At 66.7% G+C, this 12,721-nt stretch carries 12 protein-coding genes and 1 pseudogene; 3 read left to right on the forward strand and 10 right to left on the reverse strand.

Annotated elements, in window-relative coordinates; all coding sequences use genetic code 11:
• Nucleotides 1–58: 58 nt before the first annotated feature.
• From N1027_RS12885 to xseA, 4 genes are read right to left on the reverse strand one after another with little or no spacing between them, the layout of a single operon-like run.
• On the reverse strand, nucleotides 59–715 hold the full coding sequence (locus tag N1027_RS12885) for a carbonic anhydrase (RefSeq protein ID WP_259508483.1): 657 nt from the start codon (nucleotides 713–715) through the stop codon (nucleotides 59–61).
• Nucleotides 715–1,392: a DUF4245 domain-containing protein gene (locus tag N1027_RS12890; RefSeq protein WP_259508484.1), complete on the reverse strand. Its 678-nt coding sequence runs from the start codon at nucleotides 1,390–1,392 to the stop codon at nucleotides 715–717. Before N1027_RS12890 ends, N1027_RS12885 begins: the two co-directional genes overlap by 1 nt.
• Nucleotides 1,393–1,400: 8 nt before the next feature.
• Complete coding sequence (locus N1027_RS12895) at nucleotides 1,401–1,619, reverse strand: exodeoxyribonuclease VII small subunit (protein WP_259508486.1); 219 nt, start codon at nucleotides 1,617–1,619, stop codon at nucleotides 1,401–1,403.
• A gap of 9 nt (nucleotides 1,620–1,628) precedes the next feature.
• A complete protein-coding gene (gene xseA, locus N1027_RS12900) occupies nucleotides 1,629–2,867 on the reverse strand; it encodes an exodeoxyribonuclease VII large subunit (protein ID WP_259508488.1) in 1,239 nt (412 codons plus the stop codon).
• Between the two features lie 81 nt (nucleotides 2,868–2,948).
• On the opposite strand from xseA, the gene N1027_RS12905 reads away from it, so the two are divergent.
• Nucleotides 2,949–3,983: a 4-hydroxy-3-methylbut-2-enyl diphosphate reductase gene (locus N1027_RS12905; protein WP_259510364.1), complete on the forward strand. Its 1,035-nt coding sequence runs from the start codon at nucleotides 2,949–2,951 to the stop codon at nucleotides 3,981–3,983.
• 7 nt (nucleotides 3,984–3,990) lie between these two features.
• On the opposite strand, the gene N1027_RS12910 is transcribed toward N1027_RS12905, so the two are convergent.
• The 5 genes and pseudogenes from N1027_RS12910 to fbaA all read right to left on the reverse strand — a co-directional run bounded on the left by N1027_RS12910 (nucleotide 3,991) and on the right by fbaA (nucleotide 7,875).
• The gene (locus tag N1027_RS12910; RefSeq protein ID WP_259508490.1) at nucleotides 3,991–4,974 is read right to left on the reverse strand and encodes a DUF3137 domain-containing protein; all 984 of its coding nucleotides are present in this window, start codon (nucleotides 4,972–4,974) and stop codon (nucleotides 3,991–3,993) included.
• Nucleotides 4,975–5,009: 35 nt separating this feature from the next.
• The gene (locus N1027_RS12915) at nucleotides 5,010–5,537 is read right to left on the reverse strand and encodes a septum formation family protein (RefSeq protein WP_259508491.1); all 528 of its coding nucleotides are present in this window, start codon (nucleotides 5,535–5,537) and stop codon (nucleotides 5,010–5,012) included.
• A gap of 176 nt (nucleotides 5,538–5,713) precedes the next feature.
• Nucleotides 5,714–6,095, reverse strand: a pseudogene (locus tag N1027_RS12920) (integrase core domain-containing protein); the annotation flags it as partial.
• A 141-nt stretch (nucleotides 6,096–6,236) separates the two neighbouring features.
• Nucleotides 6,237–6,830 (reverse strand): DUF6264 family protein, encoded by a 594-nt coding sequence (locus N1027_RS12925; RefSeq protein ID WP_259508492.1) that lies wholly within the window; start codon nucleotides 6,828–6,830, stop codon nucleotides 6,237–6,239.
• A 19-nt stretch (nucleotides 6,831–6,849) separates the two neighbouring features.
• Nucleotides 6,850–7,875 (reverse strand): class II fructose-bisphosphate aldolase, encoded by a 1,026-nt coding sequence (gene fbaA / locus N1027_RS12930; protein WP_259508493.1) that lies wholly within the window; start codon nucleotides 7,873–7,875, stop codon nucleotides 6,850–6,852.
• A gap of 185 nt (nucleotides 7,876–8,060) precedes the next feature.
• Between fbaA and glpX the strand changes: the two genes are divergently transcribed.
• Nucleotides 8,061–9,044 (forward strand): class II fructose-bisphosphatase, encoded by a 984-nt coding sequence (glpX, locus tag N1027_RS12935; protein WP_259508495.1) that lies wholly within the window; start codon nucleotides 8,061–8,063, stop codon nucleotides 9,042–9,044.
• A gap of 174 nt (nucleotides 9,045–9,218) precedes the next feature.
• Here the strand turns inward: glpX and N1027_RS12940 are convergent, their stop codons facing one another.
• Complete coding sequence (locus N1027_RS12940) at nucleotides 9,219–11,084, reverse strand: DNA recombination protein RmuC (protein ID WP_259508496.1); 1,866 nt, start codon at nucleotides 11,082–11,084, stop codon at nucleotides 9,219–9,221.
• A gap of 88 nt (nucleotides 11,085–11,172) precedes the next feature.
• Here N1027_RS12940 and N1027_RS12945 point away from each other — a divergent pair, with 88 nt between their 5' ends.
• On the forward strand, nucleotides 11,173–12,708 hold the full coding sequence (locus N1027_RS12945; RefSeq protein WP_259508498.1) for a CoA-acylating methylmalonate-semialdehyde dehydrogenase: 1,536 nt from the start codon (nucleotides 11,173–11,175) through the stop codon (nucleotides 12,706–12,708).
• Nucleotides 12,709–12,721 lie beyond the last annotated feature (13 nt).

Raw genomic sequence — 12,721 nt, forward strand, 5'->3', positions numbered from 1 at the left:
CTGCCGACCGCGCGAAGCAGCGGCGTCGTGAGGGGGTTGGTTCAGTCGTGCGGCGAAGTCAGATCTCGCCGATGGCGATGTCGGCGACGGCGCGGCCTTCGGCCAGTCGGTAGTTCGCACCGACCACTGCCAATCTACCGTCCGCCACCGCGGCCGTGATGATCTCGGAGGACTCCAGGAGCTCCCGCACGGTGTCGCGGAGGTGGGCCCGCCCGACCTCCGCCGCATCCGGAACCTGGATCAACGTGCCCTCGGGAGAGCGGTCGGTGGTGACGTGGTCGATCGCCGGAACGATGCGGTCGACCAGGGTCTTGATGTGACCGGGCAGAGGAGCAGCATCCGGCAGTTGCGAGTCGATGGCCGCACGCACCGCGCCGCAGGAGTCGTGGGCGAGAACGACCACCAACGACACGCCGAGCACCTCCACCGCGTATTCGAGGCTGCCCACCGCCGAGTCGGACGCGATCTGCCCGGCATTGCGCACCACGAAGAGATCGCCGAGCCCCAGGTCGAAGATGATCTCGGCGGCGAGCCGCGAATCCGAGCAGCCGAGAAGTGCAGCCCGCGGGGTCTGCAGGCTCGCCAACTCGGCACGGGTCTCCACGTCTTGCCGAGGATGCTTCGGGGTGCCGGCGATGAACCGCTCGTTACCCCGCACCATCGTGGCCCAGACCCGGGCCGGTGTCGTGGGGTCTTCTTGCGTCGGTTCGGTCATCACTTCTCTCCGTCGTCGCCGGCCTGGAGCACGACGTTCTCACTCAGAGCTGCCGCCACCGTCTCGATGTCGTCCGGCTCCGCCGTGCCGAACACCACGTAGGTGGCGCGGCCGGACTCCGTGGTCAGTGCGTATTCGACGTTGCCGACCTCGGTCGTCATGGAGCGGTTGTCGTAGACATCCCACTGCACGCCGTCGATCGTCAGCACACCGGATGCGCGACCCTCGGCCACCTGATCGTTCAGCCAGCTGGGATTCGCGTCGAGTGCCTGCGTGATGCCGACGTAGTCTTTGTCGGGCGTGAGCAGACCGATGTACCACGACACGATGTCGTCGCCCGTGGAGGTGCGGATCTCGGCGGCATTCGACGTCCAGCCCTCGGGCAGCGCGGGCACGGCCAGCGCGATCGGCATCGAGGGCTGCGCGTCTTCGGCGACCTTCTGGTAGTCGACGGCCTGCAGCAGCGATCCCTCGCTCCGCGGCACGAGAAAGACGATCACGGCCACCAGTCCGACGCAGACCAGCAAGGCGTAGAGCAGATTGTGGAGCGTCTTACGGTCGCGGTAGAGGCGCGACTGCTCCGCTTTGCGGGCGGCGGTCTCCTCCGCCGTCTCGGGGCGGCCCAGTTCGGCCACGATCGGCTTGCCGCCGCTCGTTCCACTCCTCGTCTTCGCCATCCGGAGCCCTACTCGCTCGCCGAGCCGCGGGCGGCGTCGAGCCGCTCCTTCGCCCCGATCAGCCACTCCTCGCAGCGCGAGGCCAGCGCTTCACCGCGCTCCCACAGCGTGAGCGACTGCTCGAGCGTCGCCGAACCCTGCTCGAGCTCCGAGACCACCCGGATGAGCTCATCGCGGGCCTCTTCGTAGCTCAAGGTCTGGAGGTCGGATGCGGGCGCGGATGCCATGGTTCAATCCTATCGATCGCGGTGAGGGCCGTTGGAAACGGCGTCGAGGGAACCGTCGGCGACCGTGATGGTGAGAGCGACACCCGCGGGCGCGTCCGTGGCTGCGCGCACGATGTGCCCGTCGGTGCCCTGCACGATCGAGTACCCGCGGTCGAGGGTGCGCTGCGGCGACAGGGCCCGCAGATGACCGGCGAGTTCGCGCACGGTGTTGCCCTCCCGCTCGATGACGCGGGACACGAGTTCGTCGCCGCGGGCCACGAATCGGGTGAGTTCTTCCGAGCGGGAGTCGATGATCCAGGAGGGCGTCGAGAGGGCCGGACGGCTGCGGATCTGCTCGATCCGCTCGACCTCGCGCGACACGAAAGCCGAGATCCGGCTCCGGATGCGCGTTCGTGCCTGATCGACGCGTGCGAGCTCCTCCGAGACGTCGGGCACCACGCGCTTCGCGGCATCCGTCGGCGTCGACGCCCGCAGATCGGCGACCGCGTCGAGCAGCGGGCGGTCGGCCTCGTGCCCGATCGCGCTCACGATGGGGGTGAGCGCAGCGGCTGCGGCGCGCACCACCGTCTCGTCGCTGAAGCCGAGGAGGTTCTGGAAGTCGCCGCCGCCGCGGGCGACGATGATCACGTCGATCTCGGGGTCGGCGTCGAGCAGCTCGATGGCGGCGACCACTTCGCGCGCCGTGCGTTCGCCCTGCACCGTGGCGTGCACCACCCGGAACCGCACCGACGGCCAGCGCAACTGGGCGTTGCGCAGTACATCCTTCTCGGCGTCGCTGTCTTTGCCCGTGATGAGACCGACTCCGCCCGGCAGGAAGGGCAGCGCCTTCTTGCGGGAGGCGTCGAACAGACCCTCCGAGGCGAGCTGGGCACGGAGGCGCTCCAGTCTTTCGAGCAGGTCGCCGAGCCCCACGTGCCGCATCTCGAATACCTGCATGGTGAGCGTGCCGCCGCGCACCCAGTAGTTCGGCTTGATCAGCGCGATCACGCGGTCGCCCTGCTTCAGGTCGGCCGGGATGCGCGCCTTCACCGACGACCAGATCGTGAACCCGACGGTCGCGTCGCCCTCGAGGTCTTTGAGTTTGCCGTAGACGTTGCCGCCCGAGACGCCCCACTGGGTGATCTCGCCCTCGATCCAGGCCGTGCCGAGTCGCTCGATGTAGCCGCGGATCTTCTGCGCCAGCTCGCCGACCGGCCACGGGTTGTCCGCCGTGGGCGGCCCGGACACGAAAGCGGGGGCGTCGGTCACAGGGGGTTCTCTCCTTCAGGCCGTTGCACAGATCGATCGAAGTAGACTCGGGGAGTGAGCAATGCGACCATCAGCCTCCCGATGCCGAGGATTCCCGGCACACGGAACAGGCTAAAGGATAACCCGGTGACCGGTGCCAAGCGTGTGCTGCTCGCAGCACCACGCGGCTATTGTGCAGGAGTGGACAGGGCCGTGGTCGCGGTCGAGAAAGCGCTCGAACACTACGGCGCTCCCGTCTACGTGCGCAAGCAGATCGTGCACAACGTGCACGTCGTGACGACGCTCGAGAAGCGCGGTGCCATCTTCGTCGAGGAGATCGACGAGGTTCCGGAAGGCTCGCACGTCGTGTTCTCGGCCCACGGTGTCTCTCCCGCTGTCGTGCAGGGCGCATCCGATCGCGGGCTGCTCGCCATCGATGCCACGTGCCCGCTCGTCACCAAGGTGCACCGCGAGGCCGTGCGCTTCGCGCGCGACGACTTCGAGATCCTGCTGATCGGCCACGAGGGCCACGAAGAGGTCGAGGGCACCGCGGGCGAGGCTCCCGAGCACATCACGCTGGTGGGCAGCCCGGATGCGGTCGCCGACATCGAGGTGAAAGACCCCGACAAGGTGGTCTGGCTCTCACAGACCACGCTCTCGGTCGACGAGACGATGGAGACCGTGCGCCGCCTGCGCGAGAAGTTCCCGAACCTGCAAGACCCGCCGAGCGACGACATCTGCTACGCGACGCAGAATCGTCAGGTCGCCATCAAGAAGGTGGCGCAGGATGCGGACCTCGTCATCGTGGTCGGGTCGGCGAACTCCTCCAACTCGGTGCGCCTGGTCGAGGTGGCCTTGGAGTACGGCGCGAAGGCCGCCTACCGCGTCGATTACGCGCACGAGGTGAAGCAGGAGTGGCTCGACGGCGTGCAGACCGTGGGCGTGACCTCCGGAGCATCCGTTCCTGAGGTGCTCGTGCAGGAGCTGCTCGACGACCTCGCCGGCGCCGGCTACGGCGACATCGAGACCGTGCAGACCGCCGAAGAAGACCTCGTCTTCTCGCTGCCGAAAGAGCTGCGCCGCGACACCGCCGGCAAGAAGGACACCCGGGCGCTCGGCGGCCGCCACCGCGGCTGACCCCTTCTCAGTGCAACCAAGCCCAGAGAAGAGCACCCGCCACGACGGTCGCGCAGACGGCTTCGACCAGCTGCGTGGACCGGTTGGAACGACCGATCGACAGGCGCAATCGAGGGCGTTCGCGCGCGGAACTCGCGCTCGCCCGCCGCTGGTCGAGAGGGTCTCTACCGGTCCCCACTCGATTGAGTCGCTGAACGCGCTTGAGTGAGTCTGCTCCGACGGATGACAGCAGTCGCAACGATCGCTCCCACTGAGTCCGGTCATCTGGATCGAACCGCCCGGGAGTGAAAAAGAAGACACGATTTCCGGTGAACTCCATGCTAGAGAAGCCGGCATTGTCGACGAGGCTCGCCATGAGGTCAGGCGTGAGCAAGTAGAGCGTGTCGAGCTTGGCATCGGGGGTGCAATAAAGATCGAAGTACTTCGGAAAGTCGCCTTCTAACGTCATCTTCAGTTTTGGATCGAACGAGGCCGGCAGGCTCCTGCTCCTCGGGTCGCGCGAGACGAGCATGATGTGTGGAAGTGATGCACCCGCCACGAGTTGCGAAGTGAATCCCCAGTTCTCAGTGACGAAAGTGCCCGCCCGCTCGACGTCAAGCGACAACGTTCCGATTCGGACGCTCCCATTGGCATCCGCACTGCGAAATTCGTCGCTGGTCCGGCAATTCCGAGCACGATAGATCAGCGCGCTCGATTCCGTCCAATTTCCCGCCCGCAGGTAGGTGAGTCCATTGGCTGCCGCGAGCCGATTCAGGCGTGCTTCTCGCCGGGCCCGCGCGACTCGTCGGGCAGCTTCCACCGCGAAGACTCCGGCGCTTGCGATCGCCAGCGCAGCGTAGGCGCGCTTCGGAGTCGGCGGCAAGATAGACGCGATGGCGACGGCTAGGGCGGCCGCGATAAGCCGGAGGAGCCAGACTGCCCAAGTGCTGGCCAATAGCCGCTCCCAGGATTTTGGACGCCCTCGAACTCCGCTCAAGTCGAATTCGTTCATCGATCATCCGTGTTCTCGGATAGCGGTCGTGAGCATCATCGTGCAGCCCCACGGAGGGTCCCCACCGTCGGAGCGCTCGAATCCCCAACCATGCAAGAGATCAGCCGATCGCCGGTGATCCACGAGGTGGCGGTGGGCTTGTAACTCGTCACGTCGAGTGTCGAATCGTCGTAGGGGAGTCCGATGAAGGCGGCAAACCGATCGGTGCAACCGCTGTCGGCTTCTTGCGCGAGCGACACAGGGTCCCACGACGCGTCAGTCACCGTAAACTCATCGAAGATCTCCAGGTCGTGGGGTGCTGCGCAGTCGACGAGAGGAACGTCGGAGATCAGCATCTCATCGATGTCGTTGAGGCAGTCCCCAACCTTTAGAGTGAATACGTCGGTCTGTTTGGGATCGGCCGATGGAGCCGTCGAAGCGTGCGTCGTCGGGGTCGGGGTCGGGGCGACGGTGACCGTGGTCGGATCGACCGGTGCTCCGCTCGGCACCTGGTCGCCTGCGCAACCAGTCAGGACCAGGGCGAGGCCGATGGATGCGGTAAGAGCCAGTCGTTTAATGAGCATTCATCAATAATAAGACTACTCCGGTCTGACACCAAGAATCGGCAAAGGAACGGCCGGTGGGCGCCCAATGCCGCTGCCGCAGCAGCTGCGCCGCGACACCGCAGGCAACAAGGACACCCGCGCCCTGGGCGGTCGCCACCGCGCCGAGGCCGAGGTGTTCTTCCCAGACTGGTTGTGACGCGTTCGATAGGTGATTTGCCGCCGATGCCGGTGTGGGGTCTGGGGCTATTGTTGTGATGGTGCCAGGTGTCGTAAGTCGCGGCCCTGGCTTCATCGCTGTGGTAAGTGGCCGCGTAGGCCCATTCCTGGGTGAGGGTGCGGTTGAAGCGCTCGACCTTCCCGTTGGTCTGTAGCCGGTAGGGGCGGGTGAAGCGATGCTTGACGGTTGGGCCTCGTTGAAGGCGTGAGCGGCCCGCTGGCCTGATCCAGATGGGCGAGTTTCGACATCAGGAAGGGAGCGAGGACCCGTTCGACTGTGGATCGGTTGATGGGGAGGTGGTAGCCGATGCGATGTGGGCCCCTCCGGCGGGTGAACCGGAGGGCGATGATGCGCCGCTCGACGTGTGACTGTCGAAATGAGTGTGGTAACCCACTTCGATACCGGAGGTCTTCGCTATCTCAGCTCACGCCACGCTGATCAGAACGTGCCAGTGAAGAACAAACTAACGCCCTCCTCAGAGCGGGCCTCCGCGCCGTTGTCTAGGCCCCCTGCGAGTCGACGATGGCGTTGATCAGCGCACCATCGGCGAAGAACGCCAGCATGAGCACGAAGAACAACGCCATGAAGCTCAGCACGCCGCAGGCGAGCGGGATGAAGAAGGCGCGCCGGCGTGCCCGGAGCGCCTTCACCGACAGCCACACCGCGGCAGCGTAGATGAGCGCGAGCACGACGGAGCCGACGATTCCGAGCAGGCTCGCGGCACCGGTGGCCGTGTAGGTCACGTCGATCTTCTGGATGTCGAGCACCTGCTGGATGACCCGGCGCAGATCGAGGAGACTCGCGATGCTGTTGATCGTCGTGAAGAACCCGATCGCGAGGAGCAGTGACGTCACGATCGCGTCGCCGGTCGCGATCGGAGCGCGAACACCAGGGTCTCCGGAGCCCCCGCGGGATGACGCCGGGGCGCCGGGAGCGCGCGCATCGCGAACCACCGGACCAGAGCGTGCCGGCACCGTCGCCGGAGCCGGAGAGGCGGACTCGTCCGCATCCGGAACCGCCTCCTGAGGCGGCTTCCAGACCCAGCCCTCGGGGGCCAGCTCTCCGTACTTCGGCTTCGGTCGCTCGTCGGTCACGCGATGGTCTCCCGGATGCTTACTTCCCCGAGTGGCCGGCGGAGCCGAGCTGCTGGGTGGCTTCGACGACGCGTGCGGCCATCGCGGTCTCCGCGATCTTGCCCCAGGCGCGGGGGTCGTACTGCTTCTTGTTGCCCACCTCGCCGTCGACCTTGAGCACACCCTCGTAGTTGGTGAACATGGTGCCGGCGATCGAGCGGGTGAAAGCGTACTGCGTGTCGGTGTCGATGTTCATCTTGATGACGCCGTTCGCCACTGCCTCGGCGATCTCGGCGTCGGAGGAGCCCGACCCGCCGTGGAACACCAGGTCGAGCGGCTTCGGACCGGTGCCGAACTTCGCCTGCAGGCCGACCTGGATCTCCTTGAGGAGCTCCGGCTTCAGCTTCACATTGCCGGGCTTGTAGACGCCGTGCACGTTGCCGAAGGTGAGGGCGGCCATGTAGCGGCCCTGCTCACCGAGGCCCAGGGCGTCGACGGTCTTGATCGCGTCGTCGAGCGTGGTGTAGAGGTGCTCGTTGATGTCGTGGCTCACACCGTCTTCCTCGCCGCCGACGACGCCGATCTCGACCTCGAGGATGGCGTTGATGGCCTTGGTGCGCTTCAGCATGTCTTCGGCGATGGTGAGGTTCTCGTCGAGTGGGATGGCCGAGCCGTCCCACATGTGCGACTGGAAGATGGGGTTACGACCCGCCTTGACCTCCTCCTCGGAGGCGGCGATGAGCGGCAGCACGAAGTCGGCGAGGGCTGGCTGCGGGCAGTGGTCGGTGTGCAGCGCGACGGTTATGGGATAGTTCTTCGCGACCTGGTGCGCGAACGCGGCGAACGCGAGTGCACCGGTGGCACGGGCCTTGACCGTCTGGCCGGCGAAGTAGTCGGCGCCGCCGGTGGTGACCTGGATGATGCCATCCGACTCCGCCTCGGCCAGTCCCTGCAGAACCGCGTTCAACGTCTGCGACGAAGAGACGTTGACGGCGGGGTAGGCGAACCCCTTGGACTTCGCCTTGTCGAGCATCTCTGCGTACTGGTCGGGTGTTGCAATGGGCATGTCATCTCCTTTGGTGGGCGCGGACGCGTCGCGCCGGCCGGTGCCGTGTCACGTTCGAGTCTAGCCAGGCCTGCGCGGCCCGGTCGGGGCCGATAGGCTGGAAACAGGCATCTGGACCCATCGGCCCTCCCGGCACGACGAAGTCGCCGCGCTGGGTCGGCTGGCCCTCCTCGAAAGGACACGTCATGACCGCCGACAGCGCTCATCTCTTCGACCACCCCGACCGAAACCTCGCACTGGAGCTGGTGCGAGCCACCGAGGCCGCGGCGATCCGCGCGCAGCCGTTCATCGGCAAGGGCGACAAGAACGCAGCCGACGGCGCCGCGGTCGATGCGATGCGCAAGTTCCTCGGCACGGTCGACTTCGAGGGTGTGATCGTGATCGGCGAGGGCGAGAAAGACCAGGCGCCGATGCTCTTCAACGGAGAGCACGTCGGCACCGGACGCGGACCAGCGTGTGACATCGCGGTCGACCCGATCGACGGCACCTCGCTCACCGCGGCCGGCCGGCAGAACGCCATCTCGATGCTCGCGGCCTCCGACCGCGGAACCATGCTCGACGCCTCGTCGGTCTTCTACATGAACAAGATCGTGACGGATGCCGACGGCTTCGGCATCATCGACATCGACCGACCGATCGGCGACAACATCCGCGCGCTGGCAAAAGCAAAAGGGAAGGATGTCGGCGACATCCGCGTCGCGGTGCTCGACCGTCCCCGGCACCAGCAGCTGATCGACGACATCCGCGCCAGCGGAGCCGGCACCCGGCTCCTGCTCGACGGCGATGTAGCGGGCGGCATCAACGCCGCCCGCTACGGCACCCGCATCGACATGTGCGTCGGCATCGGCGGCAGCCCCGAGGGCGTGGCGACCGCGTGCGCGATCAAAGCGCTCGGTGGATTCATCCAGACCCGCCTCGCACCGAAGAACGACGACGAACGCCAGAAAGGCATCGACGCGGGTCTCGACCTCGACAAACTTTACGAGGCCGACGACCTGGTGAGCGGAGACAACACCTTCTTCGTGGCGACCGGTGTGACCGACGGCGGTCTGGTGGCCGGAGTCAAGCGACTCGGGCCGATCATCCGCACGGAGTCGATCGTCATGCGATCGCACTCGGGAACGATTCGCCGCATCGAGGCGGATCATCTTGTGTCGAAATGGTTGTAGGCGACCTCTGCGCTTCTCGGTGACGCTGGGCTTCCGGCGGTTTCCGCCTCCCGCCTAAGGGTTGAGCGGAGCTCAAAGGCGGCGGGAGCCGGAAACCGCCGAAAGCCCAGCTCTCGTCGCGCATTCCTGATGGGATGCCGGGTCAGCAGCCAAGGGGGCGGTGGGTGGGTCTTGCTAGGGGCCCTCGGTGCCGGAGGGCTTCTCGTCGAGGTCGAACTCGAGTTCGATGACACGGTCGTGCTCGCCTGCGAGGAATGCTGCATCGCGGAGGGCCGCACCGCCGCCCAAGGCGTCGAGTTCGGCCACCGTGCGCTCGACTTCGGCGGCCCGCTCGTCGTCGGACTCGTCAGCCGAGTCGACTGCGTCGCCGTCGTCGTCGTCGTCCTTGTCGGTGGGGGAGAAGGGCGCGACGGGGGAGTCGGATGCGGCGGAGTCGGATGCGTCGGATGCGGCGGGGTCGACCGCGATCGCCTCACCCGAATCCGCTCGATCAGCCTGCGCGTGATCGGCCCGCGGCTGATCGTCGTGCAGTGCCGGGAGGGTCGACTCGAGTTCGGCCAGCAGCTCTCGCCCCGTGATCTCGCGCGGCGCCTCTTCGATGGCGTGACGCTCGGGAAAGAGGTTCTCGCTGTTGAGCGACGCGAGCTTGCGTGCTGTCGGGTAGACCTTGCGCTCCAGCGATCCGATGAAGGCGTTGTAGTCCTTGACCGACCGCTCGATGGTGTTGCCGAGCTTGTCGATGTGCTGGGCCGTCGTGCCGAGCCGGGTGTAGAGCTCTTTGCTCAGGTCGAAGAGTTTGCGAGCGTCTTCGGTGAGCACCTCCTGCTGCCAGCTGAGAGCGACGCTCTTGAGGATCGACCACAGCGTCACCGGCGACGCGAGGGCCACCTTGCGCGAGAACGCGAAGTCCATGATGGTCGGGTCGGCCTCCATCGCGCCCGAGACGAGCGACTCGCTCGGGATGAACGCGATCACCAGCTCGGGGGAGGACTCCAGACCGTTCCAGTAGCCCTTCGCGCCGAGCGCGGTGATGTGGCTCTTCAACGCCGTGACGTGCTTCTTCATCAGCTGGTCGCGCCGATCGCCCTCGGAGCCGGTGGCGGACGACGGGATCGCCGACGCTTCGAGGTAAGCGCCGAACGGCACCTTGGCGTCGACTGCGATGTTCTTGCCGCCGGGCAGATGCACCACCATGTCGGGGCGGCCAGCACCGGTGTCGCTCACGATGGAGGTCTGCACGTCGAAGTCGACGTGCTCGATCAGGCCCGCGGCCTCGACCACGCTCCGCAGCTGCGTCTCGCCCCACACCCCGCGGGTGCTGTTGGACCGCAGCGCTGACGCGAGGGTCTCGGCCGTGGAGCGGAGTCGCTCCTCCGATTCGGTCGCCGACTTCAACTGCTGGCTCAGCTCCCCGTGCTGCTGCTGGCGCTGGGTTTCGAGCTCGACGACCTTGGCCTGCATCTCACGCAGACTCTCCTGTACCGGGCTCAACGCGACCAGCACCTTGCTGTCTTCTGCTGCGCGCGTGGTCTCCGCATCCTGAATCGCCTTGAGACGACGCTGGAAATCGGCCAATCGCTCCTCTTGGGCGGCGAACTGCGCGGTGTATTGAGCCTCTTGCTGGGCCAGCCGCTCGCGGGCCTGCTCCGTGGCGAAGGCGAGCTGCGCCTCGAACTGTTCGCGGGCCATTGCTGCCTGCTCCCGATGAGCCAGCGAGGCGGCTTCGGCCTGCTCGCGCGCGAGCGCCGCCTGCTCCCGATGGGAGGCAGCGGAGGCCTCGGCCTGTTGACGCAGACCTGTTGCGGTGGCATCGAGCGCAGCGAGGCGTGCCTGGAGGCCTGATCGCTCCTCGAGGAGGTGCTCCACCCGCTCCCGCACCGACGTGAGGTCGGCCGTGCGCTCGGCCAGGGTCGTCTGCAGCGTGGGGTCGGCGCCGCCCGCGGCATCCGCCCGCCGACTGCGAGCGACGAGCAGGCCGCCCACCACGCCGAGGCCGAGCCCCAGCACGAGACCGATCAGGAGAGGAAGGAGTGCGTCCATGCGGCCAGTCTGGCACCGGCCACCGACACTGGCGTTTCCGCCACGGCTAGGCTTGCCAGCAACAGCTCGTAGGAGAGAAGTAGGAATCATGTCTGAAGCACTTCCTGTCATCGATGTCCCGACCGAGTCCGACGCCCTTCCGGTGGTGAACCACTGGATCGCCGGCGCCTCGTTCGTCAGCACGAGCGGTCGCACCGCGCCCGTCTACGACCCGGCCCTCGGCCTCCAGACCAAGAGCGTCGCGCTCGGCAATGCCGCCGAGATCGACGCGGCGGTCGCTGCGGCGAAGGCGGCGTTCCCGGCCTGGCGCGACACCTCGATCGCGCGCCGCCAGCAGATCATGTTCGCGTTCCGGGAGTTGCTGAACGCCCGCAAGGGCGAGTTGGCCGAGATCCTCACGAGCGAGCACGGCAAGGTTCTCTCGGATGCGGCGGGCGAGATCACCCGCGGTCTCGAAGTGGTCGAATTGGCGACCGGCTTTCCGCACCTGCTGAAGGGCGAGTACTCGGAGAACGTGTCGACCGGGGTCGACGTGTACTCCACGAAGCAGCCCCTCGGCGTCGTCGGCATCATCTCGCCGTTCAACTTCCCGGCCATGGTGCCGATGTGGTTCTTCCCGATCGCCATCGCGGCAGGCAACACCGTCGTGTTGAAGCCGAGCGAGAAAGACCCGAGCGCCGCGAACTGGCTGGCCGCCGTCTTCAAAGAGGCGGGGCTGCCCGACGGCGTCTTCAACGTGCTGCACGGCGACAAGGAGGCCGTCGACGGGTTGCTGAACCATCGCGACGTGAAGTCGATCTCGTTCGTGGGGTCGACGCCGATCGCGCACTACATCTACGAGACCGCGGCCAAGAACGGCAAGCGGGTGCAGGCGCTCGGCGGGGCGAAGAACCACATGCTCGTGCTGCCCGACGCCGACCTCGATCTGGCCGCCGACGCCGCCATCAATGCCGGTTTCGGATCGGCCGGCGAGCGGTGCATGGCCATCAGTGTGCTGGTGGCGGTGGAGCCGATCGCCGATGAGCTGGTCGCGAAGATCGAGGAGCGGATGCGCACGCTGAAGATCGGCGACGGCCGCCGCAACTGCGACATGGGTCCGCTGGTCACCGAGGTACACCGCGACAAGGTCGCCTCCTACATCGACGTCGCGACGACGGACGGCGCGACCGTGGTGGTCGACGGGCGCGGTGTCGAGGTGGATGGCGCATCCGAGGGCTTCTGGCTCGGCCCGACGCTGATCGACAAGGTGCCGACCACCTCCCGCGTGTACCTCGACGAGATCTTCGGCCCGGTGCTGTCGGTGGTGCGGGTGCACTCCTACGAAGACGGAGTGGAACTGATCAACAACGGCGCCTACGGCAACGGCACGGCGATCTTCACCAACGACGGCGGGGCGGCGCGCCGGTTCCAGAACGAGGTCGAGGTCGGCATGATCGGCATCAACGTGCCCATTCCGGTGCCGGTCGCCTACCACTCCTTCGGCGGGGTCAAGGACTCGATCTTCGGCGACTCGAAGGCGTACGGCCTCGCGGGGTTCCGCTTCTTCACGCAGGAGAAGGCCATCACCTCACGCTGGCTCGACCCGTCCCACGGCGGCATCAACCTCGGCTTCCCGCAGAACTGACGCTCGGGGGCGG

Source organism: Herbiconiux aconitum (assembly GCF_024979235.1).
GTDB classification, from domain to species: domain Bacteria; phylum Actinomycetota; class Actinomycetes; order Actinomycetales; family Microbacteriaceae; genus Herbiconiux; species Herbiconiux aconitum.

Bases quoted from the DNA above. Each gene is read 5' to 3' on its own strand.
- N1027_RS12885 (WP_259508483.1), bottom strand. From the start codon at position 715: ATGACCGAACCGACGCAAGAAGACCCCACGACACCGGCCCGGGTCTGG.
- N1027_RS12890 (WP_259508484.1), bottom strand. From the start codon at position 1,392: ATGGCGAAGACGAGGAGTGGAACGAGCGGCGGCAAGCCGATCGTGGCC.
- N1027_RS12895 (WP_259508486.1), bottom strand. From the start codon at position 1,619: ATGGCATCCGCGCCCGCATCCGACCTCCAGACCTTGAGCTACGAAGAG.
- N1027_RS12905 (WP_259510364.1), top strand. From the start codon at position 2,949: ATGCCGAGGATTCCCGGCACACGGAACAGGCTAAAGGATAACCCGGTG.
- N1027_RS12910 (WP_259508490.1), bottom strand. From the start codon at position 4,974: ATGAACGAATTCGACTTGAGCGGAGTTCGAGGGCGTCCAAAATCCTGG.
- N1027_RS12915 (WP_259508491.1), bottom strand. From the start codon at position 5,537: ATGCTCATTAAACGACTGGCTCTTACCGCATCCATCGGCCTCGCCCTG.
- fbaA (WP_259508493.1), bottom strand. From the start codon at position 7,875: ATGCCCATTGCAACACCCGACCAGTACGCAGAGATGCTCGACAAGGCG.
- glpX (WP_259508495.1), top strand. From the start codon at position 8,061: ATGACCGCCGACAGCGCTCATCTCTTCGACCACCCCGACCGAAACCTC.
- N1027_RS12940 (WP_259508496.1), bottom strand. From the start codon at position 11,084: ATGGACGCACTCCTTCCTCTCCTGATCGGTCTCGTGCTGGGGCTCGGC.
- N1027_RS12945 (WP_259508498.1), top strand. From the start codon at position 11,173: ATGTCTGAAGCACTTCCTGTCATCGATGTCCCGACCGAGTCCGACGCC.